Consider the following 24,750-nt stretch of genomic DNA (forward strand, 5'->3'; position numbering starts at 1 on the left):
GGAGGGCGCCATGGCCGGCAAGCGGGATCCTACAAGGGCGTGGGTCAGTGTGGCGCGCGGGGGATGGTCTTGAGCAGGTCGGCCGGGCTGATATGCCCCACGACCTGCTGCTGCACACCGCTGCCCGGCAACGGCAGGTCGAGGATATGCCCTTTGATCTTGCCCACCACGTGCATTTCGCAAGGCTTGCAGTCGAACTTCAGGGTCAACACCTCATCGCCGTGAATCAGCTGCATCGGTGCAACCTTGGTGCGTACGCCGGTCACGCCCTTGGCCTGCTTGGGGCACAGGTTGAAGGAGAAGCGCAGGCAATGCTTGGTGATCATCACCGGCACTTCACCGGTTTCTTCGTGGGCCTCGTAGGCCGCGTCGATCAATTTCACGCCATGGCGATGATAGAAATCGCGGGCCTTCTGGTTGTAGACGTTGGCCAGGAACGACAGGTGCGACTCCGGGTACACCGGTGGTGGCGTGGTTTCAGCTTTGCGGCCCCCACGGGGATGGGCCTCGACACGGGCCACTGTCAGCGCTTCGATCACATCACGGCGCAGGGCCTTGAGCTGTGAGTTGGGGATGAAGTACGCCTGCGGCGCATCCAGTTCGATGGCCGTGGCGTGATACTGGGTGGTACCGAGTTGGCCGAGCAGGTCGCGCAAGGTATCCAGCGCCTGTTCCGGTTTGTTGGCCACGCCGAACGGGCCGGGCAGGGTGGTGCTGGCACTCACCCCCTCTTCACTGGTGGCGGTCAGTTGCAGTTGGTCTTCGCGCAGGCAGGCTTGCCAGGACACACCAATCCGGCGCTCGGCGGAGGTCTTGAGCAGCGCTTGCTGCCAGTTGTGGTCCAGGTTGCGGTTGAGCGGGTGATTGGGCCGCAACTGATGCAGGCCCGCCGGCATCTCGTTGGGCTCGACGCGGTAGCGGTAGCGCTTCTCGCCGTCTTCGTCGAACTCACCCTTGGGCTCGGCGATATTGGCGCGGAAACCCACGACTTCGCGCTTGATCAGCACGTTCAAACCGTCACCGTTGGACAGCGGCTCATGGGTGATGACCTGCAAGTCGCGCTTGCCGGCCTTTTCCACCACGCCGACTGGCAGGCCGGTAAAGGTTGGGGTGTCGAAGGCACCGATATCGATCTTGCGATCACTGACGAAGTAGTCGGTACTGCCACGGTGGAAGGTCTTTTCCGGGTCCGGCAGGAAGAAATGCGCGGTGCGGCCGCTGGAGGCGCGAGCTAGGTCGGGGCGGTCCTCAAGGATCTCGTCCAGGCGCTGGCGGTAATAGGCGGTGATGTTCTTCACATAGCCCATGTCCTTGTAGCGGCCTTCGATCTTGAACGAGCGCACGCCGGCATCTACCAGGGCGCGCAGGTTGGCGCTCTGGTTGTTGTCTTTCATCGACAACAGGTGTTTTTCAAAGGCGACAACACGACCCTGGTCGTCCTTGAGGGTGTAGGGCAGGCGGCAGGCCTGGGAGCAATCGCCACGGTTGGCGCTGCGGCCATTTTGCGCATGGGAAATATTGCACTGCCCGGAGAACGCCACGCACAACGCGCCGTGGATGAAGAACTCGATGGCGGCATCGGTTTCATCGGCAATCGCGCGGATTTCCTGCAGGTTCAGCTCGCGGGCCAGCACCAGTTGGGAGAATCCGGCCTGATCGAGGAACTTGGCCCGGGCCAGGGTGCGGATGTCGGTCTGGGTGCTGGCATGCAGTTCGATGGGCGGGATATCCAACTCCATCACGCCCAAGTCCTGGACGATCAGTGCATCAACCCCTGCATCGTGCAACTGGTGGATCAGCTTGCGGGCCGGCTCCAGTTCATCGTCATGCAGGATGGTGTTGATGGTGGTGAACACCCGGGCGTGATAACGACGGGCGAATTCCACCAGTTGGGCGATCTCGCTCACGTCGTTGCAGGCGTTGTGGCGCGCACCGAAGCTTGGGCCGCCGATGTACACGGCGTCGGCGCCGTGCAGGATAGCCTCGCGCGCGATGGCGACATCGCGGGCAGGGCTGAGCAATTCCAGATGATGCTTGGGCAAGGACATAGTTTTTTTAGTCAGGCTTGTCACGGTTGAGGTGCGCATTGTAGCCGTGAATCGCCGGGTGGGCACCCGCTGGATGCCCAATGGTGCGCAGTGCTCAGCCTTTGGCTGCCATCGCTGTGACTTCAACTCGCATGCCTTCGACCGCCAATGCGGCCACGCCAACCGCCGCGCGTACTGGCCAGGGTTTGGCGAAGAAGCGCTTGTACACCTCGTTGAATGCGGCGCGGTCGGCCATGTCGGTGAGGTAAATGGTCAAGTGCATGACCCGGTCCATGGAGCTGCCGGCGCGTTCGAGCGCGACCTTGAGGGCTTGCAGGGTGCATTCGCTTTGCGCGGTGATATCGCCTAGTTCCAGGCTGCCATCGGCGCGCACCGGGATTTGCGTGGAGACCAGGATGCCGTTGAAGCCGATGACGTCGGAAGAAATCGAGTCGGGGTCGAGGTCGGGGGTGAAGCTGAGGTCGTGGTTGGCCATGGGGAACCCTAGAAGAATGATCAGCGTGATAGTAAACCGCCCACACAAGTTATCGGTTGATAAATTACCCTTGAAATAAGTTATCGGATGATAAAATATGCATCTGCAACGTCTCTGATCCGTAACGCCAGGAGGGAACATGGGAGTACTAGCGCTCGACCATTTCACCATTCGCACCGAACAGTGGGCCAAGACCGCCGAGTTTTTTGAACGCGTGATTGGCTTGTCATCCGGGCCCCGCCCGGATTTTCGTTTTCCCGGCTGCTGGATGTACGCCGGTGGCCGTCCACTCCTGCATATCGCCAGTGTGGTGGGCGGTGACAAGGATCTGCAGGCTTATCTGGGCAACAAGCAGGGGGGTTACGGGTCGGGCTGTCTCGATCATGTATCGCTACGTTGCGAAGGGCTGGAATCTGTCCAGGTCCGTCTGCAATCGATGGGCATTGCCTTTCGTGAACGGGTCATTCCACAGATGGGTGAGCACCAGCTGTTTCTCGAAGACCCCAATGGGATCACCATCGAGATGATCTTTGACTACGTGCCGGGGGCCCGGATTGTCGGCCAGGCCATGGCCAGCCTCGACATTGGCCAGTCGCAGGAAGGAAGCTGATGACTCCTCACGGATGATCTGGACCAACCCGGTCATACCCATGGATGGCTTTTGCCTGGTCTATCTGTTCGCGGAAATAGACATCACGGGAGTTGGTCGCAATGCAGGGCGCCATCGAGGAAGGCATTGACCCGCAGCGCAATCAGCTGCGGAAGATCCTCAGGGACGGGCAACTGATACACCCACTTACGCACCCCCAAGTAAAAGAAGCTGCTGTGGAAACCCCACAGCACTTCGATCTCAAGGCTCAACGCCTGCTCGTCCAGCGGGGTGTTCAGTTGCTTCTGATGGCGCAGTTCTTCAATGATCGTCAGGAACACCGTTTCATGCAGTTGCTTGAGATAGCGCTGGTTGAGTTGCGGGTCCTGCAAGCCGGCATACAGAAAGATCCGCACCCATTCATTGCTCAGAATTGTCCGGGTGTAACCGATAAAGTAATCAATCAGCCGCTCCCTTAAAGGACGCGTACGGTCCTTGAGCTGCTGCTCCAGTTCGGGGTCCCAGCGGCTCATGAACACCTGCTGGTAAACCTGCTCGATCAATAATTGCTTGCTGGGAAAGTAGCGATAGAGCAGGGGTTGGGTCACCTGCAGCCCCTCGGCCAACTCACGGGTAGTGAGTGCGAAGCCTTTCTGGGCGAAGAGGGTGATCGCCCGTTCGACCATCTGCTGCTGCCGATCGGCGGCCGTGAGATTTCTTCGGCCTGGCGTGGCCGCCTTGTTGCTAACGCTGATTTTTGCCATTGTCGACCTATGCAGTGCCACCTATAGAAAGCGTGCAAGAATCATACGCGTTGCAGCCGCCGCCGTGGGCCCTTACCACGACGCTCATTCACATCCTTACAGGGACACCATTATATGCATTCAATCACCCGGGCGGCGCTGTTGTCAGTGGTCGCGCTTGCCGCAGGTTTGACCGTCAGCGCACAAGCCCAGACCGGACCTTCGTTCAAGTGCAGCGCGAACATGGCCAGCTCCGTGGAGACACTGATTTGCAGCAGCGAAGGGCTTGCCTCCCTGGATCGCCAAATGGCGAGCACCTACAGCGCTGCACTGAAAAAGGCCGGTAGCCAGGCCAAGATGCTCAAGGCTGAACAACGTGGCTGGATCAAGGGGCGCAACGACTGCTGGAAGGCTGACGACAAACAGGCGTGCATTCGTGACAGTTACAACCAGCGCCTGACCGAACTCCAGAAGGGTTATGGCGTGGTCACGTCTACGCCCGCAAGCCAGAAATGATCAAGCGTCCGCTGTTTGTTTCTGTAGACGGGCCCAAGGGAACCGGCAAAACCACGCTGTTGGAAGCCGTTACAACAGTACTAAGGGCAGACAACAAAAAAGTAATCCGGCTGTGCGAGAAAAAAAGCGATCCCCATCGGGGGCAAACAATGATCCTCGTTAACCAACTGGTCAGGAATCCCTCACGGAACTTGGAGTGGGAGGTGTGTGAGCGCCTCGCTGATAGCCGTGCATGGATTTCCCGGCACGTTATTGCTAAACAGCCACCTGGCAGCATTGTGTTGATTGATCGCTGGTACCCGTCCGATGCCGCGTTCCGGCGCACAGTCCCGTTTGCAGAAATCCTACAGTTGAACATTGATCGGAATGTGCAAGTACCCGACCTGCATATCGGGATTGTCACCGCTCCTGATATCTCCTGGGCACGGGCAGCGGCACGACGGCGCGGCTTGAACAGCACTGTGATCCATCAGTTGGAAGAACATGCGGCATGTACCAACGCGTTCGAGCGTGCGATTGAGGATCATGGCTGGGTGTTATGCCGTAATGAAGGAACGCTCGAAAGCGCAACGGCGCAGGTGGTTTCTGAGATTTATAAGGCGCTTATATGCAGAGGGGCGGACGGTTGACTGGAGGAAGCTGGGGGCGTGGAAGTAATTGCAGGTGTCGGGTGGAGGTTGAAGTGAGTATTACGTGATTTAACTTATGGGCGATGTCATTTGTTCATGGGCGATCCTTACATCAATCAATGCCTGAGTTTTTCTACGAGTTGTGGAGCCTGATGTTCACAGATTTATGTTCATGAGGGCCTCTGGCTTATCTGTAGAAGACTCCTAGGGATTGTCGGCCGCCTCAAGCACCGAGGTGCTGACAGCAGCGCTTTGCACGATGGAATCAAGAAGGTGTTTTGGCTGGACGGATACGATCAATCCGCTGGAACACCTGGCCTTTCTCGATCCCGGCAACTGTTATCCGGTTGATGATGGTGAGTGCATGCGTGTGGAACGTGGTTGCTTCGTGTCTTGATGGTCGATGTTCATTGACCCTCGGTATCAGGCTCACGCATGTTGAAGGTCACCCGATAAAGTATGCGAGCGCTAGCCTTAAATCGCCTGAACAGCGAAATTCTCTTACGTTGCGTACGGAGGGCACTATGGCTGTGTTTACGTTTGGTCATCCACCGCACGTCTTTTGATATTTGAAAATGCGAAAAAACGAATACGTTCTCGGTTTATTCTTGCGTAAGCGCAATAAGATATAAATCTATATACAGTCAGGGTAAAGACGCCCGATGCACTTCCCGTTTTCTTCTAAAAAAATTAAAGCAAAAGCCACAGTAACGAGTGGCTTTGTCTTTTCTGCGATGTAAAAAATAGGCACTTTGGCGTTTTTCTTTGTTTTGCGAGATTTTAATTGCGGCAACACTTGAAAACGCGTTGGCCGGTACGGCCTTCACATCAGTAATCGCTTGGAGCTATTATTTGCACATCGTGAAATGAGCTGCGGTTCCAAATTGGAGATGCGCGGTTTAAAATTGATAAATACTGATCATGGATTCGCTGTTAGAGTATCGTTAAAGTTTTCGCGATATGGCCGCCTCTGCGCGCCGCGTCAATCATACCAAGCAGATTGGAAGTATTGAACTTGTATAATAGTCTGAGTTTGTAAGCGCTCGCAGTCTTATGGCTGATCATTAAAAGCTTAGCTATCTCCTGATTGTTCAATCCCTTTGCCAAAAGTGCCAGGATATCGGTTTCGCGTCTTGTCAGCGTTACTGGCTTTGTTGAGTACGATGAATAGTTGTGATTAATGGCCTGTTGCATTTTTTGTGTGATATATGGGAAGTGACTCTTGCCTCTTAGCAGGTCTTTGATAGCACATTGTATTTCACTCAGTTCAGCAGTTTTTGAGACAAAGCCGGAGGCGCCGGCTTTCAAACAGCGGATTAAATAATTCTCGGCATCATAGGCAGTGAATGCGAGTATTTTGCTTGAGCAATTACCGAAGGTCAGTAAAGAGATCACGTCCAACCCGTGTATTTTTGGCAGGTCGAGTTCCAGGATGAGCAGGTGCGGCTCAAGCCTGTTCACCATGTTCAGAGCTTCCTGCCCATTCTCAGTTTCGGCGACGACAGTGTGGCCACTCTGTTCCAGTAGTCTCTTGATCGAATAACGCATCAACGCATGGCGGTCTGCGACAACAATGGTGCTCATCCGTAAAGTCCTTTTCCGAGTAACGTGCCCGATGCTATAGGGGGGCAAGCCCATCGCAAGTAAGGCCGGCCTCATTCGATGAGGGCAGCACTTAGTTAAATATGGTTTTGGAGGTGCTGGCAAAAAAATTATCGTCAGTGCGAAATGTCTTTAGTCATTGTAGGAAATATCTATAAATAAACCGCAAGAAAGTCCTGTATCGTCGTTTCGGTCTTCTGGTAGTTATATTGGAAGGTGTATGTCGAGATAGTTGCGCCTTAATGGGGTGTCTGCTAGTTGCGCGGTGGCAAACTTAATTAATAAGGATATGGTATGAAAAGTGTTTCTTTGAAAAAACTGATTGCATCTAGTTTTCTTTGCGCATTGATTGCGCCTTCGCTGGCCTATGCGGCGGATGGGATTGTAAACTTCTCGGGCAGCATCACAGATGTGACCTGTGACATTAACGGCCAGGGGCCAGGCGACGGCAACGTGACCAATGTGGAACTTGGCCGGATCGCGCCAGGTACATTTGCCGCGATTGGCAACGCGTCACCGTTTGTGCCGTTCAAGCTGCAATTGTCGGGTGCGCAATGCACTAACGACGCCAAGGTTTCGATCGATTTCGATCAAGTTGAGAACATCGATTCGGTCACCGGTAATCTCAAGCTGATTGGCAGTGCACCTGCAACAGGCGTGCAGATTCAAGTATTCAACGATACGGCCAATGGCAAGAAAATCCAGCTGGGCCAAAGAGAAACAACGCCTCAGGTGGCAGTGGTCAAAGGCAATACTGCGACCTTGTCCTACAAAGCGTCTTACGTATCGACCGCGCCTGCTGTGACTCCGGGTTCTGGCATTTCGTTCGTGCGCTACACGCTGGCCTATCAATAACCGCTGACGATGCAGGAGGTGGTTCATGGCGCCGATAGCGCGTACGTATTCTCTCGCCATCGGCGCTGTATTCCTCGGGCTGTTTGTGCAAGCGTCCCAGGCAGCCATTGTGGTGCAAGGCACTCGAGTGATTTTCCCTGCCAATGTGGATGACGTGACGGTCAGGCTGGCAAATTCAAGTCGTGAGCCGGTACTGGTGCAAAGCTGGGTGGATGATGGGCATGCAGAGATGGCCCCTGAGGATGTCCAGGTTCCCTTTGTTGTCGCGCCTGCGGTCAGCCGGATTGACCCCAGTGGTGGAGCGGTGTTGAGGATCAGTCGAACCCAATCTATTGCTGTCGCCGACCGCGAATCGCTGTTCTGGCTCAATGTGCTGGAAACCCCGCCGCGCAGGGCGTCGGATGATGCGGTGTTGCAGTTTGCCTTCAGGACGCGACTCAAGCTGCTTTACCGTCCGACTGCGCTTGCATCGGGCGTAGACGCTGCTCCCGAGCAGCTCAAATGGACGGTTGTGGCGACGCCCAAAAGGACTGGAGCGACGAACCTTGAGGTGGCGAATCCGACGCCGTATTACGTGTCCTTCGGCCATGTCGAAGTTGACTGCGATGGCCAGGCGTTTCCCGTCAAAACAGGGATGGTGGCACCGTTCGGCAAGACAGTGCTCACAACCTCAATCCGCTTTAACTGCCACGCTAGTCGGCCAAAAGTGCGTTACGAAGCCATCAATGACTATGGCGCAAGGCGGATGTTCGAGCAGCCCGTAGGCAAATAACGCCACAGGCCTCGCGCTTCTTTCCGGTTCCGGCACACAGCCGTGGTATGGGACTGACTATGTTTTTACCTGTTCGATTTCGACCGAGAGCATTCGGTGGTCTGGCTATGCCATGGGCGAATGAAAGTCGTCCTTGGGCACTGTTTTTATTCATTGCCGTCCTGTTGGGAGGGCAACTTCAGGCATGGGCTCAGGATGTGCCAACGGCAACGCCTGTCACGCCCAGCCAGCTTGATGAACCGATCATTTTCGATTCACAGATGTTAATGCAAGGAGCGTCCGGCATGGCCATTGATACCACCCGTTTTGAACAGCCGGACCGCAATGTTCCTGGGACTTATCGCTTGGATATCCTGATCAACGGCCAATGGCGTGCGATCCAGGAGGTCGAGTTACGGGCAGTCGCCGGGCTTGCGGATGCGCAACCATGCTATAGCGCCGAACTACTCATGCGTGTTGGCATAGACCTTGAGCGTAGTCGCAGAGGACGTGGCAGCGATCAACAGAGCGCGGTCGTCCCGCAAGGACTGACCTGCGACAAGCTTGAGCGTTTCGTGCCGGGCGCTGCCATCAGTGTTGACCTGCCCGAACAGAAACTGCACATCACCGTTGCGCAGTACTACCTGCAACGGCCCGCCACCAGCACCTATGTCGACCCGTCCAGTTGGGACAGTGGCGTAACAGCCGGCTTGCTGAACTACGACGCCAACCTGTTCAGCGCTCAAAGCCAAGGGCGCCGCGACACGCATGCTTATTCAGGGTTGAACATGGGCCTGAACCTGGGGGGTATCAGGCTGCGGCATAACGCCAGCCTGACCTGGTCGCCCACATTGGGTGGGCGTTACCAGCGCGGTTACGCCTATGGTCAGGTCGACCTCACGGGCTGGAAGTCGCAGTTGCTGTTCGGCGAGAGCACTACCAGTGGTGAGTTGTTCGATGCGGTGTCGTTTCGCGGCGTCCAGCTCGAAAGCGACGACCGCATGTTGCCTGATACGCAGCGCTACTACGCCCCAGTGGTACGTGGCACCGCGACCTCCAATGCCAAGGTTTCGATCTATCAGCGTGGGTACCTGGTCTACGAAACAACTGTAGCGCCCGGCTCCTTTGAAATCGCCGACTTGCAAGCAGCGAGTTTTGGTGGCGACCTGCGGGTAACAGTCACCGAAGCCGATGGTCGCGAACACGGGTTCGTCATGCCATTTGCTACGACGGTGCAATTACTCCGCCCAGGCTCAACGCGCTACAGCCTGGTGGCCGGTCAGTTGGTGGATCCCGGCTTGCACGGCCGACCTCCGCTTGTCTTGCAAGGCACCCTGCAACGCGGCCTGGACAACAACCTGACCGGTTACGGCGGCACCGCACTGACCCCCGGCTATGTATCCGGCTTGGCAGGCATGGCGCTTAATACCCGGTTCGGCGGTTTCGCCGCCGACCTTACCGCAGCCAGCACCGAACTCCCCGCAGGGCAGACCCAGCAGGGTTCCAGTCTGCGCCTGTCGTACAGCAAGAACCTGCCCAATAGCCGCACGAATTTCTCGTTACTCGCCTATCGCTATTCAACCTCAGGGTACTTGGGGCTTCACGATGCGGTAGCGCTTCAGGATCGGATGCGCAACGAGTCCGGGCGCGCCACCGACTTCGCCCGTGTACGCGCTCGGTTCGACGCCAATATCAGCCAGGGGCTGGGCACCGATGGAGGCAACGTATATCTCAACACTTCCTCAAGCCAGTACTGGCAGCAAGCGGGGCGGACCCTCAGTTTCTCCATGGGCTACAGCAATCAGTGGCGCGGTAATTTCTACTCGATCGCGGCCCAGCGTAGTCATAGCGCATCGCCAGGTGGGCTGCGACATGCAAGGGATCAAGACGACACGCAGCTCACCTTCACGCTGTCGATTCCCTTGGGCCGCGATGGGCATGGCGGTGCGGTGATCAACAGTTATGCCAGCCATGACCGTCGCTCAGGCCGGCAGATGTCTACCGGTATATCCGGCGCCTTCAGTGAGCGCGGCGATGCGTCCTATGCCGTTTCGGTCGCCCATGCCGACCGGCAGCGCGGTGCCTCCAGCAATGCCAGCGTCAACTACCGCCTGCCTCAAGGTGCGTTCGGTGCAAGTCTTTCTCAGGGGGCGGATTATCACCAGCAGTCACTCAGTGCATCGGGCGCCGTAGTCCTGCACCCGGGCGGCATGACGCTTGCGCAAACCCTTGGCGAAACGGTAGGTGTGGTCAAGGCGCTTGACGCTGAAGGCGCAAGGGTCGGTTACACAGGGGCGAGCGTTGGTAAAGATGGCTACGCGATCGTCTCTAGCCTGAGCCCTTATCAACTCAACCAGGTTGATGTCGACCCGCAAGGCGTACCCAATGACATAGAGCTACAGGTCAGTTCACGCAGCGTCGCCCCTCGTGCTGGCGCCGTAGTGATGCTCGATTTTCCGACGCGTAAATCCCGCCCGTTGTTGATCGACAGCCAACGCAGCAATGGTCAGCGCCTGCCGTTCGCTGCCTCAGCCGTTGATGTGCAGAGCGGCCAAGTGATTGGTGCGGTGGGGCAGGGCAGCCGGCTGGTGGTACGCAGTGACAAGAGTCGCGGCTCGATTCGTGTGGAGTGGGGCAGTGATGCCGACCAGCAATGCCAAGTGGATTATGCGTTGCCCGAGCGCCACGCCCGCGAAGGCAGCGCGTTTGAGTTGCTCAATCTGGTGTGTCACGACATAGACGCCCGGCCTGCAGGCAAGGAGCGTGTGTTGTGAGGTCGCTTTATGCCGTGTGCCTGCTGATTTGCGCGCATGCCAGCAGCAGCCAGGCAGCGTTGACGGTGACGGGAACTCGCTTCGTCTACGCAGCCGATGCACGTGCGCTGACGGTACGAATCAGTAATGGCGGCGAAGCGCCGATCCTGGCCCAGAGCTGGTTGGACCGAGGCCAAATCAATCAAGACCCCTCTGGCCTGTCCGTGCCGTTCGTAGTCAGCCGTCCTTTATTGCGCTTGGACCCTGGGCAGCGCAGCGCGCTTGAAGTCCGCTACACCGGCGAAGCGCTGCCCGCCGACCGCGAGTCGCTGTTTTGGCTGAACTTCCTTGAAGTGCCACCGCTGCCGCCACGCAGTACACATCTGCTGCGGCTTTCGTATCGGTTGCGCATGAAGCTGCTGTTCAGGCCGGCGGGGCTGGCGGGGAGCGCGGAAGAGGCGGGCCGACAGTTGACCTGGCGCGCACACCGCAAGGCCCTTGAGGCCTGCAATAAGGCACCGTTTTTTGTCTCGCTCACTGCGCAGCGACTGGAGACGGGAGCCGCTGACGAGATTCAGCGCAGCGCCACGATTGCGCCATTTACCTGCGCGGATTTCCCCCTTACCGGGGCGTCGGCGACACCCACTTTTATCCATTACCAATTTGTTGCAGACAGGGGAGGAATGATCGATGCACGGGCGCCGGTTCACCATGATTAACGGTTTCGCGACGAGGCCTTTGCTCGCCGTCGGTGTCGCGCTGGCGCTCTCTGGCGTGCCCTCGGCGTGGGCACAAGTGCCCAGTGCGGGCCAGGTGATGCGTGACATCGAATCCCTGGCACCGGCACCCCTGCCTTCTGCGCCGGTACAGGTCGATATGCCCCCGCCTTCAGCACCTTCTCAGGCAACGCCTGGCGGCGGTATGCAGTTGCAAGTGAAAGGTTTTGTGATCGACGGCAACCAGGTCTTCAATCGCGAGCAACTGCTTGAACTGCTGGCCGACTTGCCGGGCCAGTCATTGGACCTCGCCGGGCTACGCGCCGCTGCACAACGCATTACACAGTATTACCAGGGCCACGGGTATGCACTGGCGCGGGCTTTTTTGCCCGCCCAGGACATCGATCAAGGCATCGTGCGTATCCAGGTGCTGGAGGGGTATTACGGCCGCATCGAGTTGAACAATCGCTCCCGCGTGATCGATGCTGTGTTGCAGCAACCTTTGTCGGCATTGCGTCCGGGTGGAGCGGTCTACGACTCAGATCTGGAGCAAAGCCTGTTGTTGCTCAGCGATCTTCCAGGCGTGGCAGTAAAGGGCACCTTGCGCCCCGGATCGCTGCCCGGCAGCACCGACTTGGTGGTCGATGCCGAACCTGGCCCCTTGTACGCCGGCACCTTGGAAGCCGACAACTACGGCGACCGCTACACCGGCGAATATCGCCTTGGCGCCAGCCTGGTTTTAAACAACCCGCTGCGCCTGGGTGATGCCCTCACCATGCGCCTGCTGCAAAGCGATCAGCACCAACGTTACTACCGCTTCGGCTACAGCCTGCCCGTGGGCCCGTGGTCGACCACCCTTGGCACCTCTTATTCGCGCATGAGCTACCAACTGGGCAAGGACGTAGAAGTGCTAGAAGCAAAAGGCCAAGCCACCGTGCGCAGCCTCTTTGCTTTGCAACCCTTGATTCGCAGCCGCACCTTCAACCTCTGCGCGCAATTGCAGTTCGACGACAAGCAACTGCAAGACGATATCGACCTGTTCGACCTGCGCAGCCCCAAGCATGTGGAATTGTGGACCCTGGGTATCAATGCCAGTGGCCAGGACCGCTGGCTGGGCGGTGGGCAAAGTTTTGCCTCGCTCAGCTACAGCGCCGGGCGCCTGGGTATCGGCGAAGCCATCGATCGCACCATGGATAGGCTAAGCGCCGGCGCCGCGGGGCATTTCACACGCGCAAATCTGAGCCTCGGCCGATTGCAGTACCTGAGCCCGCGCTGGCAGCTGTACAGCCAATTGAATGCGCAGTGGGCGGGTAACAACCTCGACAGCTCCGAGAAGTTTGGCCTTGGTGGCCCCAATGGTGTTCGTGCCTACGCGTTGGGTGCCGGCAGTGGTGACCAGGGCTGGCAGGCCAGCACCGAGCTGCGCTATCTGGCGGCGCCGGGCGTGCAGTTGAGCGGCTTCGCCGACCGGGGCGTGATCACGGTCAGCAAGCAACCCTGGACCGCGCAAAGCAATCAGCGATCACTCACGGCCGCAGGGGTTAGCGCCAGTTGGCGCGGCGTCGGGCAACAGCTCAGCGTCACCGCAGCATGGCCCATCCACGGGACTGAGCAGAACGACGCACCGCATCAGGATCCGCGCGTGTGGTTCAGCGCCATTCAGTATTTCTAAGCACATTCGTGCCTGGAAGCAGTACCGCCTTGCAACGCTATGCAAGGCGTCATTAAGGAAGAGGAAATTCATGTGAACAAGGTTTACTCACTGGTCTGGAACCACGCGATGAACTGCTGGAAGGTTGCTCACGAAGGGGCTCGCCGGCATTGCAAGACCGGCGCCAAATGTTCGGCCATCGGCACGCTGGCGTTGTTGGGCGCTGCACCGGCATTCGCTTTGCCGTTAGGCGGTACGGTAGTCTCCGGCAAGGGCGACATATTGGGATTCGAATCCAACTCGCAAATGTCGATCAACCAGCACAGCGACAAGTTGATTACCAACTGGACGGACTTCAGCGTTGCCGCAGGACAAAAGGTGGTATTCAACCAACCGAGCGCCACTTCCATTGCGCTCAACAGGGTAATCGGTACTAACGTCAGTAGCATCAAGGGGCAAGTGGACGCCAATGGTCGCGTGTTTCTGGTCAACCCCAACGGGATCGTGGTCGGTCAAGGCGCACAGATCAATGTCGGAAGCTTGATTGCTACCACCAAGGACATCAAAGACGCGGATTTCCTCGCTGGCAAATACACCTTCAGCGGTGTTTCCAATGCAGAAATCAGCAACAGCGGCACGATCAACGCGCAGCCGGGCGGCAGTATTGCGCTACTTGGCAACCAGGTGCGCAACGATGGCGTTATCCAGGCCCAGATGGGCCAGGTTGCGTTGGGCGCTGGGAATGATTTCACGGTCAATTTCGACGGCAACCAACTGCTCAATCTTCAGGTCACCGGTGATGCGATCAACGCCCTGGCGCAAAACGGCGGCTTGCTCAAGGCCGACGGTGGCCAGGTGCTGATGACCGGTAAAAGCGCCAATGCGATGTTGCAAACGGTGGTGAATAACCAGGGCGCCATCGAAGCCAAAACCTTGAGCGGCAAAGCTGGCCGTATCACGCTGGATGGCGGCGATGCAGGTACGGTCAAGGTCGGCGGTTCGCTGCAGGCTCACGCCCAAAATACCTATGGCAGCGGTGGCATGATCGAGGCCAAGGGCGCCACGGTCGAGACCCAACTGGGAACCCAGGTCAATACACTGGCCACCAATGGTCAGACCGGTACGTTTAAAGTCAGCGCCAAGACAGTCCAGATTCAGCCAACTGCAGCATCAGCGGGGAAGACCGCCTACTCCGACACGTTGTCGCGCAACTTGATCAGCACCAATATTGAGCTGGTCAGTACCGACGGTGATTTGAACCTGGCTGGGCCGATAGCCTGGAACAGCGCCAATGGTCTGACCTTGAGCGCGACCGGGAACGTCAACCTCGACGGTAACGTGGATGCGACCGGTAGCGGTGCGCGTGTAGCGCTCAACGCCGGTGGTGATGTGAACGTAAACAGTAAGGTTTCACTGACCGGGCTCTTCAGCGACCTCACATTGAATCACGTAGGGGATTCGGTATTAGGCACGGGCGGTCAGTTGACCTTGTCTGGCGCAGGGGCGACGTACGCCTCCAATGGTGATCGATACACCGTGATCCAGAACCTTGCGCAGTTACAGAACATCAACGCGAACCTCAACGGCCATTACGTGCTGGGTAATAACATCGTTGGCCGCGAGGCTCAATTCAAGGCGATTGGCGATAAATCCGTCTTCGGAGGTGTTTTCGATGGTTTGGGCAACACAGTGAGCAACTTGTGGGTCTCCAGCACCGGCAGTAACAGCGGGCTGTTTGCGGTCTCCTCAGGCACGATCAGCAACCTGACACTGGCGAGTGCGACTATCAATAATGGTGGGTCGCAAGCCTATGGGTTTGCAGCGATCGGAGGGCTGGTGGGGCTGAACGTCGGTACATTGTCCAACGTGACTGCCCGCAACCTCTTGGTCAACGCTGGCAGCAGCGGGGCGAACAGCGTCGGTGGGGTTGTTGGGCAAAACTACGGTGGCACAATCAAAAATGCCGTGTCCAGTGGGCGCGTGGCGGGCAACGCGTATACGCACGCCATCGGCGGTATAGCCGGTGAAAACGTTACGACCTCAGCCGGTACGGCACGGTTAGACCATGTGGTTTCAAATACCGTGGTGGGCGGCGCCATGCAGCGAGACGCCATGGGTGGCGTTGGCGGGCTGGTGGGTGCCAACCAGGGTGGCGTCATCACTGATGCCATCAGTACCGGTTCGACAAATGGCAACGGCGCCGGCGTCAATGTTGGCGGCCTGGTGGGTTTCAACTCCAGCGGTTTGCTTGAGCGCACGGCGTCATCGAGTGAGGTACGCGGCACCGGTGCCGGTAATGTGGGCGGTCTGGTAGGCTTCAGCAAAAACGGCGACATCATCCAGTCAACCTCTACCAGCAAAGTTACAGGGTACGGCGCCATCGGTACCGGAGGCTTGGTGGGAACTAGCCAGAATAGCAGGCTCAAAGAGGTCAAGGCTGGCGGTGATGTATGGGATAGCGCTGGGGAGAATGTTGGTGGTTTGGTGGGGAATAATATTTCCGGCACCATTGATACAGCACAAGCCTTGGGCACTGTCACAGGCGGGCGCAATGCTCGGGTTGGCGGTCTGGTGGGGAACAACTATGAGGGCTCCATCACTCATTCTGTGGCTCGCGGAAAAACCAGCGGGTCGATTTCAAGTCAGGTGGGAGGCCTGGTAGGGGCCAATGCTGGCGAGTTGCAGTCGGTTGAAGCCAGTGGCGCCGTGGTGGGTGGGGAAAGCAGCTATGTCGGCGGCCTCGTCGGCACCCATGGCGGCAACTTCAGCAGCCATATTGAATCGGCCATGGCCAGTGGCACCGTTCAGGGGGGCGTGCGTGCGATTGTGGGCGGCTTGGTCGGTCTAAACCAGAGCTCTATCATCAACTCATCGGCAACTGGCGGGGTCAGTGGTGGCAGCAATGCCACCCTGGGGGGCTTGGTCGGCACGAACGCCGGAAACGTTCGCCTGTCTGTCGCCACTGGGAAGCTCACCGTGTTATCGCCTTATTATGGCCAGACCTTTGGTGGCCTGGTCGGGGCTAACTTCGGTGATATGGCATTCAATGGCGTCTCCGGAGAGGCTGCGCTTGTGCCTTTGTATGGCATAAATTTTGGCTCCATTCGTTGATCGTTAACCTTTCCTTCTAATCCCAGACGGCCTGACGCAGGTGATGCGTCAGGCCGTCTGTTGACTCTGCGATGCCTGATATGAATTCAATACTAAATGTTCGGCGTTCAAGGTCGGCCATAGCGTGCGTCGGCATATGGCTGTTTATATGTGGCGTGGCGGCTGAAGCCGGGACGTTGGTCGACAGTGTTGCGACGTCTTGCACATTCAGCAACGGTATGGGCAGGCCGTGGTCACAAGTGACACCTTTGACGAGTAATACGCCCATTGGCTCGGTGTTATGGGAGCGCGCTGTAGCGCTGAATGCCAACTACAACTTTGCCCCGGCTGCCGGCATTGCCCATGAGTTGGTTTCTATGGCCTATTGGGGACCCGGTACACCGCTGACAGACGGAATTGCCCCCACCAACGTTGACGGCATTGGCCTGAAAATATATGTGAACTCATCGGACGGTCAACGTCGACCGCTGCTGCAAACGCCACTGCCGATCGCGATGGAGAAAGAGCGCGTTCAATATGATTCGTCCGCAGCGCAAACGCGTGGTTCAACGATGGTTACCAACTACATGCAACAGTTGATTCTAACGGTCGCATCCAGCCAACTTCCTGCCGGAAAACTGATCGTCGATCGCGTTGCCGGCAGTTCTCAACTCATGCTTTATGCGGTGGATCTACCCAGGGGCAAAGCTGCTTTTGGCAGTAGTGTGGAGGTACCTACAGACAACATACCGATTGGCATCTGTCGCGCGCCTTACCTGCTGATGGGGCCCGCTGCTATCAATATGGGGAATGGTGGCCCGATTGAAATTCCAAATACCTGTGACGTGCAAACCTACCAGACGATACCGGTGCAACTGGGGCGCATGAGCCTGAACGATTTTCCTCAGGTGGGTGCGACTTCAATACCTGTGCACTTCGCCATCGAGTTGAGCCAATGCGCGGCCAACGCCAAGCCAGAGATTACATTCACTGACAAGTACGGGCCGCCTGCGGACCCCACGATACTGACTCTTGAACCCTCTGCGACCAGTGCCCAGGGTTTTGGGATAGTCATGATCAATGAGTTGACGCATCAGGTGGTTCGTTATGACGGCGCTGCTTATCCGATGAAACGGGCTGGTGATGGAGCCAAAATACCGTTGAGCGCACATTACGTTCGCCAGGGGCATGATGAGACGTTGAAAGCGGGCGCCGCGAATGGAGCGGCGGAGTTTACCTTTACTTTTCCTTGATGGAATACAGCAGGTGACGGATGTCGATTCTTTAAATAACCAATACGCTTTGTTGTCTTGCTGGAATTTTCATCTGTCCAGAAGTGCATCGAGTTGTTCTTCTGCTGCCTGTAAGGAACTGATGCTGGCCAGTAATTCATCCTCACGCTGGTTTAGTGCCTGTTCGCGGAGGAGTAGATGCTGCGCTCGCTGTTCGAGTTGGTTGTTGCGACGTGTGAAGTCGCGGAGGAGGAGGGCGTGGTCAAGGAAGCGGAGCAGACGGTTTTGGATATTCAGCGGGAGCGTATTGCGATGCTGGCCGCTTACGATGCGCCCACCATTCCGACGGTGCCAGCGTTTGCGCGATTGGCAGGTAAATCGCGGATTAAGGGTGCCTACTGGCAGTTGGACCCTGTTCGCCTAGCCCAAACGCAGGCTGTGTTGGCGACAGCCAAGGGACACCATCGCTCTTAATTTTTTTGGGGGGGCGCTGTACGTGTGTTGGCTGTTCGCTTACACACCATCCCTAGGGCCAGTTGGTTATCGTAGAGCTTTGATAGCAGTGAAGTGAGCAGATCTGAGTTAGCCATCGTTGTTTCTACGAGGGCTTAGTAGGCAAGTAGGTAAAAGTTTGGGATGCTGAAACCCGTAGTGTTTCAAGTGTCCGTGGCGCCCGAGGGCCTCGGTGTGGATGAGATCCAAGTGCCCGAACGTATGCTTGAATTTTTTTTGAAGTCATTGCCCAGGACTTGGCCGGACGCCAAGGCGTTGGCCGCTGGTAAGGGCAAGCGCTTGATTGAGGTATGCCCTGATCTGGAGACCGCGGTGGTGCAACAGCGGCTAAAGCGTAACGTTGAGGCGCTAGCGGCGTTTGTCCGGCGGGAGGAGCAAGCGTTTGCCGAGGTATAAACGTGGCCCCGCCGCCTTGAGTCAGGCGGCATTGGGCTGATTTACTTCGAGACCTGCGATCACTGAATGATGAGTGTGTGCAACTTGGACAGCGCTCAACCAGCAAATTGCTGCGTGTGGGACTGTCGGACCCAGGCGAGTAGTAGAAGGGGCTATGTGCGGTAGCAGAGAGCTAGCTGAGTCGCCCAAACAAAGACGCGTCGCACGCCTGAGGGGCCAGATAGTGGTCGCCGGAAACTTTTCGGAATTCATGCAGTTTAGGTTTGCCGCTCAATATAAAAAGTGATCGTTAGATCAATTATAATTCATGGTGAATGTGATTTCGGCATTCGCTGTACCTGGAACCACTCCTGTTCCAGTAGCCTGTAGCGCATAGCGAGCGCTCACAGGAATGGTAAAATTTCCACCTTTGGTTGAGTATTCGTTGAAAGCTATTGCCTTGTTCAATGGAACAGGCTTTAGATTGCCATCAGTTATTTGCAAGCCTATACCTTTAGCCGTAGAGGCTTGAGTGAGACTGATTAGACCTTGGTCGTCGCTCAATGACGGCGAGGACGATGTAGGGGTAAGTGTATATGTAACGCTATTAATACCTGTCGGACAGTTAAAAAGCTCAAGACTAAAAGGGATTGCCGTTGACGCGGCAGAGCTATCTTTAGAAAAATCCTCTAAGCGGTGTTGGCCCATTTTTACATTGACGTTGCGTGTTTCGCAGGCGCTGGCAACTATATGGGTGATTTTGTTTGAGATGTAACTATCCAACACCAATGCATCGCTCACCAGGCTGCCGAATTCACCTGCGGGAATAGTCGCCCCCTGAGTTATATTTCCGCTTTTTATAATGCGAATTTGTGTGCGCGATCCGAAATTATCATAATAAATGCCAGGCTTGAGATTCACAGAGCCGTACGACTCCGCTAAGCGTTCCTGTCGAACAACTACCCAAGAAAGCCCAGTATTGTCGATAGGGAACTCCGTAGTGTGTAGTCCGGCGCTTCCTAAGTTATTTTTTACGCCAAAAGATGCCGCAGTTGAACATGTGAACCTAGCGCCTACGTTCTGTGTGAATACGGGGGATTCAAAAAGGACCGTGCCTGAAGCGAGGTCTCGCGGAAGCGTTATAGTTTCTGGTATATTGATCCGTATTAAGTTTGTACTACCGCTAGGGGGATCATATGTACACACTGCAAAAGTAATTGTAGGAAATAATAAAAGGAGAGCTGCAGCGAGCTGCTTGGCCAGTAACATATTCGGGAGCATACTAGAATCTCGATTATGATGTTTGGGTGTTGGCGTGCGATAGCTTGGGAAGGCTAAGCACCTGCTATAATGTAAGGCGGCATTATGCTCCGGCGGCACCGGCGCTGCTATCAGATAGTTCGCACATACTTAAGGAAATTTCAGACTTTCTCTTCGATCGTTTTTGCGAATTTGTTTGCAAAGTTTCCTCTTGATACATGTATCGACGTGCCGGATCATATTTTAGCGGTCAACTAATCCCGGACACGATGTTAGGTTGTCCTTCGTCCTAGGCTGGCGTTAGCTGTTCAGGTGCGTGGTTTGCCGCTGGGCACCAGCCATGCGCAACAGCTCATCCAGGCAGTCGTGCCACGTCAGTTGCCTCGCTGCTGTTTCAGTTGTCGAGCAGTGCATCGAGTTGTATTTCAGCTGCGTGTAAGGAACTGATACTGGTCATTAGTTCGTCCTCACGCTGGTTTAATACAAGCTCACGGTTCATTAACTGCTGTTCGCGCTGTTCGAGTTCGCGTTGACGCTCATCCAGTCGTACATACTTGCCCAGCAATATTTCCTTATGGTTGGTAATGCTGGCGACAAGTGATTTCAGGTTCGCATCAATTTTGGACGAAGTGGTTTGTACGTCGCATGTCTTCACCGACTCACCCGTCAAACTGCTCGTCACGCGTGTTGCTGTAGGTGCGCAATTGCCAGTCTGCTGCGATTGCAGGGGCAGGGGACTGGCCTTGGACTGTGGGTCGTAATGCAAGAGACTCATGAGCCACGCGTCACTGATTTTCAAGCTGTAATGCGTATCTACAGGGCTGCACTCAATGACGCTGTCGGACAGGTCCATCAACGCATAAGTATCTTCGGTTTGTCTTGGGTCACTCGCGCACGCATCGCGCAAAACATCTTTGAGTACTTGAGCTGCCGTCGTAAGTGTCTCGGGCGGAGCATCGCGCATGCGCAGCCTCTGATACTCACCTTCAAGATACGTCAGGTAAATCCTTACCAGTTCATCGCCCGATTTTTCATTGAGGCTATAAACCAGGAACTGCTGGTTGAGACTGGTCGCGGTGAAACCGCACAGGACCACGGCGTTGAGCAATTGACCATGGGCATCTGGTATTTCAAGCGTTCGCAATAACATGAGCAATCCGGCTCCGTGAGGCTGAAGGGGGTGGCGGTGAGGTGAGCAGAATAGCCAACTGGACCCAATAGCGTTGTCAGATAAATCCTACTCGCCAATGGACAGTTCGATTCGCGCCAAGGAACAATCGGATTCACCGCTGATGAGGTTTCAGGATCCGTACCCTATCGATAAGGTGCGTCGCGAAACGAAGCGTGCACTCTCAGACGCTTCGCCGCGTCTGAGCAGGTAACTGGGCAACCATGATTGATATAACGCATTTGACCAAACGTTTCGGCAAAGCCCTGGCAGTAGACGATGTGTCTTTCAAGGCCATCTCGGGTGAGGTGCTGGGGATGCTCGGCCCCAACGGCGCGGGAAAGTCCACCACCCTACGTATACTCACTGGGTTCGTGTCGCCCACCTCAGGCACCGCCAACCTCTTTGGTTTTGATATACGCCGTCAGACGCGCCACGCTCAACGTCTGATCGGCTACGTTCCTGAAACAGCGGCTTGCTATAACGAAATGTCCGTCGCGAGTTTTTTGGGCTTTATTGCTCAAGTACGTGGCTTGCGTGGACGCGAAAAGACGTTGCGGGTCACGGCCATGCTTGAGCAATTCGAGCTGATGGAGGTACGCGGCCAGACCATCGACACCCTGTCCAAGGGGTTCCAGCGCCGTGTCGGATTGGCGCAAGCGATTTTGCATGACCCCAAGATACTGATCCTCGACGAACCCACCGATGGTCTGGACCCGAATCAGAAGTACCGCGTGCGCGAGCAAATCAAGGAGTTGGCCCGCGACAAAATCGTCATCATTTCTACCCACATCCTCGAAGAGGTCACCGCATTGTGCAGCCGCGTGCTGGTTATGGATAAAGGTCGGCTGTTGGTCGACAGCACCCCGCTGGAATTGGAAAGTCGTTCGCGCTATCACCAGGCAGTGACGTTGTACGCCACCCGGCCTCTGGATGTAATGACACTGGGCATGCTGCCAGGCGTTTCAGGCATAGAGGCGGGGCCTGAACCCTATAGCGTGCGGGTGCTGGCACGCGCTGGAGCGGTGATATTACCGGCTATCAATTCGCTGATTGTGAGTCGCGGCTGGGATGTGCCACGCCAGGAAGTCGAGCGAGGCTCTCTGGGGGAGGTCTTCCGGCTGCTGACCCGGGAGCAACAACCATGAGGACGTTCTGGCCGGTGTTCAAGCGCGAACTGTGCAGTTATTTCCTCACTCCCGTCGCGTATGTGTTTACCCTCTTGCTACTGCTGCTCAGCGGTATCAGCACTTTTTACCTGGGCGACTTCTACCAGCGTAACCAGGCCGACCTGGCACCGTTCTTCGACTATCTGCCGTGGCTATATGCGTTGCTGCTGCCGACCCTTGCCATGCGCATGTGGTCCATCGAGCGGCAGAGCGGATCAATCGAGTTGTTGATGTGCCTGGCGGTGGGTACGGCTGAAGCGGTTGTAGCCAAGTTCCTCGCCGCCTGGGTGGTCAGCGGGTTGGCGCTGGCGTTGACGTTTCCACTGGTGATTACAGTCAACTACCTGGGGGCGCCGGACAACGGCGTCATCCTTTGTGGCTATCTGGCCAGTTGGTTACTGGCTGGCAGTTGCCTGGCCATTGGCGGGTGCCTGTCGGCATTGACCAAGAACCCACTGATTGCCTTCCTTACCGCAATGGCGCTATGTCTGGCATTCATGGCCTGTGGCTTCCCGGTGGTATTGGATGTCTTGCATGGTTGGTCAAGTTTGCCCTGGCTCGATGGCGTGGCTTCGTTGAGTTTCCTCACACATTTCGAGGGACTATGCCGAGGTGTGATCGACCCACAGGACGTGTTGTATTTTTTCAGCCAGATCATAGGCTGGCTCGCCGCTACCGTGATTGCGGTTGAATTGAAAAAGGCAGTGTGACGCCATGTCATTCACATCGATGACACGTACCTGCTTGCGCCTCGTGGTCATTATCGCTGGGTTCGTGGCGGTCAACTTCGAGTTGGCACCACGTATGGCGTCCATGCGGTTGGACCTTACCGAGCAGCAGCTTTACACCCTCAGCCCGGGGTCGCGTCAGATCATTCAGGCCGTGTTGGAACCCACCGATCTGTACTTCTACTTTTCCAGCCAGGCCGCCAGGGACCTTACGGTCATGCGCGGTTACGCGGTGCGTATCAAAGCATTGCTGCGTGAATATGAGCGTGTGTCAAATGGCCGACTACGGGTGCACATTATTGACCCTGCTCCGTTTTCAGCGGACGAAGCCCGCGCAGTCGAGCTTGGTTTGCAACCAGCCCCCATCGGCAAGGCGGGTGCGGCGGTTTACTTTGGTTTGACCATCGTCGACGCACAGGCGCACCACGCCAGCATCGGTTTCTTTGCGCTTGAACAACAAACGTTCCTTGAGTACGACATCAGCCGCACATTGCAGACGTTGACTCGGTCTGCGCGGCCAGTGATTGGCCTGATGTCTTCGTTGCCGTTGGCAGGTGGCTTCGATGTGCAGTCGGGGCGAACGCGACAGCCTTGGCGGATCATGCAGGAGATCGACAATGCGTTTGAAGTGCGCGAGCTGGCGTCCGATGTCGACACCATCGACAGTGCACTCAATGTCCTGATGCTCGTGCATCCCAAGCACTTATCTGCGCCCACGCTGCGCGCCATTGATCAGTTTGTGCTGCGCGGCGGGCGTTTGCTGGTGTTCGTCGACCCCTATAGTGAGCAGGATCGCGGCGATTATTATTTTGGGATACCCAGCAAAGACAAGTCTTCCGACCTCGCGCTTTTGTTCAAGGCGTGGGGCATCAAGCTTCTACCTGATCGCATGTTGGGCGACGGCCGCTACGGTCAGTTTGTGGCAATGGCCCAAGGCGCAGAGCCGGTCTGGCAACCGACCGCCCTGGGGCTGTCACCCTCTGCGATGAATGAAAAGGATGTGATTACTGCTGGTATTGGCAGCCTTAACCTCACAACCGCCGGTATCTTGAGCGCCGTGCCGGGTGCAACAACTACTCTGACACCGCTGCTGCACAGTTCGGAGCAGGCCATGCCCTACAAGACGGCGCTTCTGAATCATCTGGAAAGCCCCGACGCGCTGTCCAAGAGCTTCAACGCTACAGGCGAGCGTTATCTTATTGCGGTACGCCTGCAGGGGGCGGCACGCTCGGCTTTTCTGGACTCTCCCGGAGCGCTTACCGAGGCGCAGAATATCAACGTCGTGGTGGTGGCAGACACAGACGTATTGAGCGACAACCTGTGGGCGGATGTGCAGCAGCAAGGGGATCGTGCAGTCACGGTGCCATGGGCTGACAATGCGGTGCTGGTGCTCAATGCGCTGGACAGCCTGTCCGGGTCGGATGCCTTGATCAGCCTACGCTCACGGGGACATTACAGCCGAACGTTCACTGTGGTCGAAGAGTTGCAGCAGCAATTCCGCGAGCGTTATCGCAGCATGAGCGGTGAGCTGCAGGGAAAGCTCGATGAAGCTGAAAAACATCTCGCGCCTTTGGCCGCAGAGCAGGGGCGAGATATGCCTCTGACGGCGGAACAGCAAACCGCCTTTGCACAATTTAACGCTGAAAAAACGGGCGTTGAAATGCAGATGCGCCTTGTAGCGCGAGAACTGACCCTTCAGGTTGAGCATCTAGGCCTGCTGCTCAAGGCGCTCAACATCCTGGCAATCCCATTGCTGCTTTCACTGATCTGCTTTTGCATATTCTTATGGCGCGGGCGATCGTGATGAAGGCAGGACGATTACTAAGCTTTTCTGGAGCATTGGCTATTAACCGGTTCACGACATCCCCTTAAGCTGGATTCACTGAG

At 56.6% G+C, this 24,750-nt stretch carries 22 protein-coding genes; 16 read left to right on the top strand and 6 right to left on the bottom strand.

Features of this window, described 5'->3' with window-relative positions; genetic code table 11:
* Positions 1-44 precede the first annotated feature (44 nt).
* Positions 45-2,048, bottom strand: a complete 2,004-nt coding sequence (locus C5F71_RS26070; RefSeq protein WP_104912341.1) for a U32 family peptidase — start codon at positions 2,046-2,048, stop codon at positions 45-47.
* A gap of 94 nt (positions 2,049-2,142) precedes the next feature.
* On the bottom strand, positions 2,143-2,523 hold the full coding sequence (locus C5F71_RS26075) for a RidA family protein (protein WP_104912342.1): 381 nt from the start codon (positions 2,521-2,523) through the stop codon (positions 2,143-2,145).
* Positions 2,524-2,662: 139 nt separating this feature from the next.
* Here C5F71_RS26075 and C5F71_RS26080 point away from each other — a divergent pair, with 139 nt between their 5' ends.
* Together C5F71_RS26080 and C5F71_RS29785 are read left to right on the top strand one after the other, a co-directional pair.
* The gene (locus C5F71_RS26080) at positions 2,663-3,133 is read left to right on the top strand and encodes a VOC family protein (protein ID WP_104912343.1); all 471 of its coding nucleotides are present in this window, start codon (positions 2,663-2,665) and stop codon (positions 3,131-3,133) included.
* 13 nt (positions 3,134-3,146) lie between these two features.
* Positions 3,147-3,263, top strand: coding sequence for a hypothetical protein (locus tag C5F71_RS29785; RefSeq protein ID WP_371923359.1), 117 nt, complete (start codon positions 3,147-3,149; stop codon positions 3,261-3,263).
* Here C5F71_RS29785 and C5F71_RS26085 read toward each other — a convergent pair.
* A complete protein-coding gene (locus C5F71_RS26085) occupies positions 3,217-3,876 on the bottom strand; it encodes a TetR/AcrR family transcriptional regulator (RefSeq protein WP_218274769.1) in 660 nt (219 codons plus the stop codon). The two genes, C5F71_RS29785 and C5F71_RS26085, sit on opposite strands and share 47 nt — an antisense overlap.
* 114 nt (positions 3,877-3,990) lie before the next feature.
* On the opposite strand from C5F71_RS26085, the gene C5F71_RS26090 reads away from it, so the two are divergent.
* Both C5F71_RS26090 and C5F71_RS26095 read left to right on the top strand, forming a co-directional pair.
* On the top strand, positions 3,991-4,371 hold the full coding sequence (locus C5F71_RS26090) for a lysozyme inhibitor LprI family protein (RefSeq protein WP_104912345.1): 381 nt from the start codon (positions 3,991-3,993) through the stop codon (positions 4,369-4,371).
* Complete coding sequence (locus tag C5F71_RS26095; protein WP_104912664.1) at positions 4,371-5,000, top strand: dTMP kinase; 630 nt, start codon at positions 4,371-4,373, stop codon at positions 4,998-5,000. Before C5F71_RS26090 ends, C5F71_RS26095 begins: the two co-directional genes overlap by 1 nt.
* 933 nt (positions 5,001-5,933) lie before the next feature.
* Here the strand turns inward: C5F71_RS26095 and C5F71_RS26100 are convergent.
* A complete protein-coding gene (locus tag C5F71_RS26100) occupies positions 5,934-6,584 on the bottom strand; it encodes a response regulator transcription factor (protein WP_158682894.1) in 651 nt (216 codons plus the stop codon).
* Between the two features lie 312 nt (positions 6,585-6,896).
* Between C5F71_RS26100 and C5F71_RS26105 the strand changes: the two genes are divergently transcribed.
* From C5F71_RS26105 to C5F71_RS26145, 9 genes are all read left to right on the top strand, one after another.
* A complete protein-coding gene (locus C5F71_RS26105; RefSeq protein WP_104912347.1) occupies positions 6,897-7,457 on the top strand; it encodes a fimbrial protein in 561 nt (186 codons plus the stop codon).
* A gap of 25 nt (positions 7,458-7,482) precedes the next feature.
* Positions 7,483-8,229, top strand: coding sequence for a molecular chaperone (locus tag C5F71_RS26110; RefSeq protein ID WP_104912348.1), 747 nt, complete (start codon positions 7,483-7,485; stop codon positions 8,227-8,229).
* 284 nt (positions 8,230-8,513) lie between these two features.
* Positions 8,514-10,982 carry a fimbria/pilus outer membrane usher protein gene (locus C5F71_RS26115; protein WP_158682897.1) on the top strand — a complete coding sequence of 823 codons (2,469 nt, stop codon included), beginning with the start codon at positions 8,514-8,516 and terminating at the stop codon, positions 10,980-10,982.
* The gene (locus C5F71_RS26120) at positions 10,979-11,680 is read left to right on the top strand and encodes a molecular chaperone (RefSeq protein ID WP_158682899.1); all 702 of its coding nucleotides are present in this window, start codon (positions 10,979-10,981) and stop codon (positions 11,678-11,680) included. The genes C5F71_RS26115 and C5F71_RS26120 overlap by 4 nt, the downstream gene beginning before the upstream one ends.
* Positions 11,673-13,349 (top strand): ShlB/FhaC/HecB family hemolysin secretion/activation protein, encoded by a 1,677-nt coding sequence (locus tag C5F71_RS26125; protein WP_104912666.1) that lies wholly within the window; start codon positions 11,673-11,675, stop codon positions 13,347-13,349. The genes C5F71_RS26120 and C5F71_RS26125 overlap by 8 nt, the downstream gene beginning before the upstream one ends.
* A 72-nt stretch (positions 13,350-13,421) precedes the next feature.
* Positions 13,422-16,439 carry a GLUG motif-containing protein gene (locus tag C5F71_RS26130; RefSeq protein ID WP_104912667.1) on the top strand — a complete coding sequence of 1,006 codons (3,018 nt, stop codon included), beginning with the start codon at positions 13,422-13,424 and terminating at the stop codon, positions 16,437-16,439.
* 239 nt (positions 16,440-16,678) lie between these two features.
* Positions 16,679-17,671, top strand: a complete 993-nt coding sequence (locus C5F71_RS26135; protein WP_243733208.1) for a fimbrial protein — start codon at positions 16,679-16,681, stop codon at positions 17,669-17,671.
* A gap of 177 nt (positions 17,672-17,848) precedes the next feature.
* On the top strand, positions 17,849-18,124 hold the full coding sequence (locus C5F71_RS26140; RefSeq protein WP_177410417.1) for a hypothetical protein: 276 nt from the start codon (positions 17,849-17,851) through the stop codon (positions 18,122-18,124).
* Between the two features lie 162 nt (positions 18,125-18,286).
* On the top strand, positions 18,287-18,559 hold the full coding sequence (locus C5F71_RS26145) for a hypothetical protein (protein ID WP_104912350.1): 273 nt from the start codon (positions 18,287-18,289) through the stop codon (positions 18,557-18,559).
* A 294-nt stretch (positions 18,560-18,853) separates the two neighbouring features.
* Here C5F71_RS26145 and C5F71_RS28985 read toward each other — a convergent pair whose 3' ends face one another.
* Entirely contained in the window at positions 18,854-19,459 is a 606-nt protein-coding gene (locus C5F71_RS28985) for a fimbrial protein (RefSeq protein ID WP_158682901.1), read from the bottom strand.
* Positions 19,460-20,192: 733 nt separating this feature from the next.
* Complete coding sequence (locus C5F71_RS26155; RefSeq protein WP_104912352.1) at positions 20,193-20,948, bottom strand: hypothetical protein; 756 nt, start codon at positions 20,946-20,948, stop codon at positions 20,193-20,195.
* Between the two features lie 242 nt (positions 20,949-21,190).
* Between C5F71_RS26155 and C5F71_RS26160 the strand changes: the two genes are divergently transcribed.
* Genes C5F71_RS26160 through C5F71_RS26170 form a run of 3 tightly spaced genes read left to right on the top strand, consistent with a single transcriptional unit; the run spans position 21,191 to position 24,667 of the window.
* A complete protein-coding gene (locus C5F71_RS26160; protein ID WP_104912353.1) occupies positions 21,191-22,114 on the top strand; it encodes an ABC transporter ATP-binding protein in 924 nt (307 codons plus the stop codon).
* Complete coding sequence (locus C5F71_RS26165) at positions 22,111-22,845, top strand: heme exporter protein CcmB (protein ID WP_104912354.1); 735 nt, start codon at positions 22,111-22,113, stop codon at positions 22,843-22,845. Before C5F71_RS26160 ends, C5F71_RS26165 begins: the two co-directional genes overlap by 4 nt.
* A gap of 4 nt (positions 22,846-22,849) precedes the next feature.
* On the top strand, positions 22,850-24,667 hold the full coding sequence (locus C5F71_RS26170) for a Gldg family protein (RefSeq protein ID WP_104912355.1): 1,818 nt from the start codon (positions 22,850-22,852) through the stop codon (positions 24,665-24,667).
* Positions 24,668-24,750 lie beyond the last annotated feature (83 nt).

Origin of the sequence: Pseudomonas sp. LG1D9, assembly GCF_002949995.1 — a bacterium.
GTDB lineage: Bacteria > Pseudomonadota > Gammaproteobacteria > Pseudomonadales > Pseudomonadaceae > Aquipseudomonas > Aquipseudomonas proteolytica.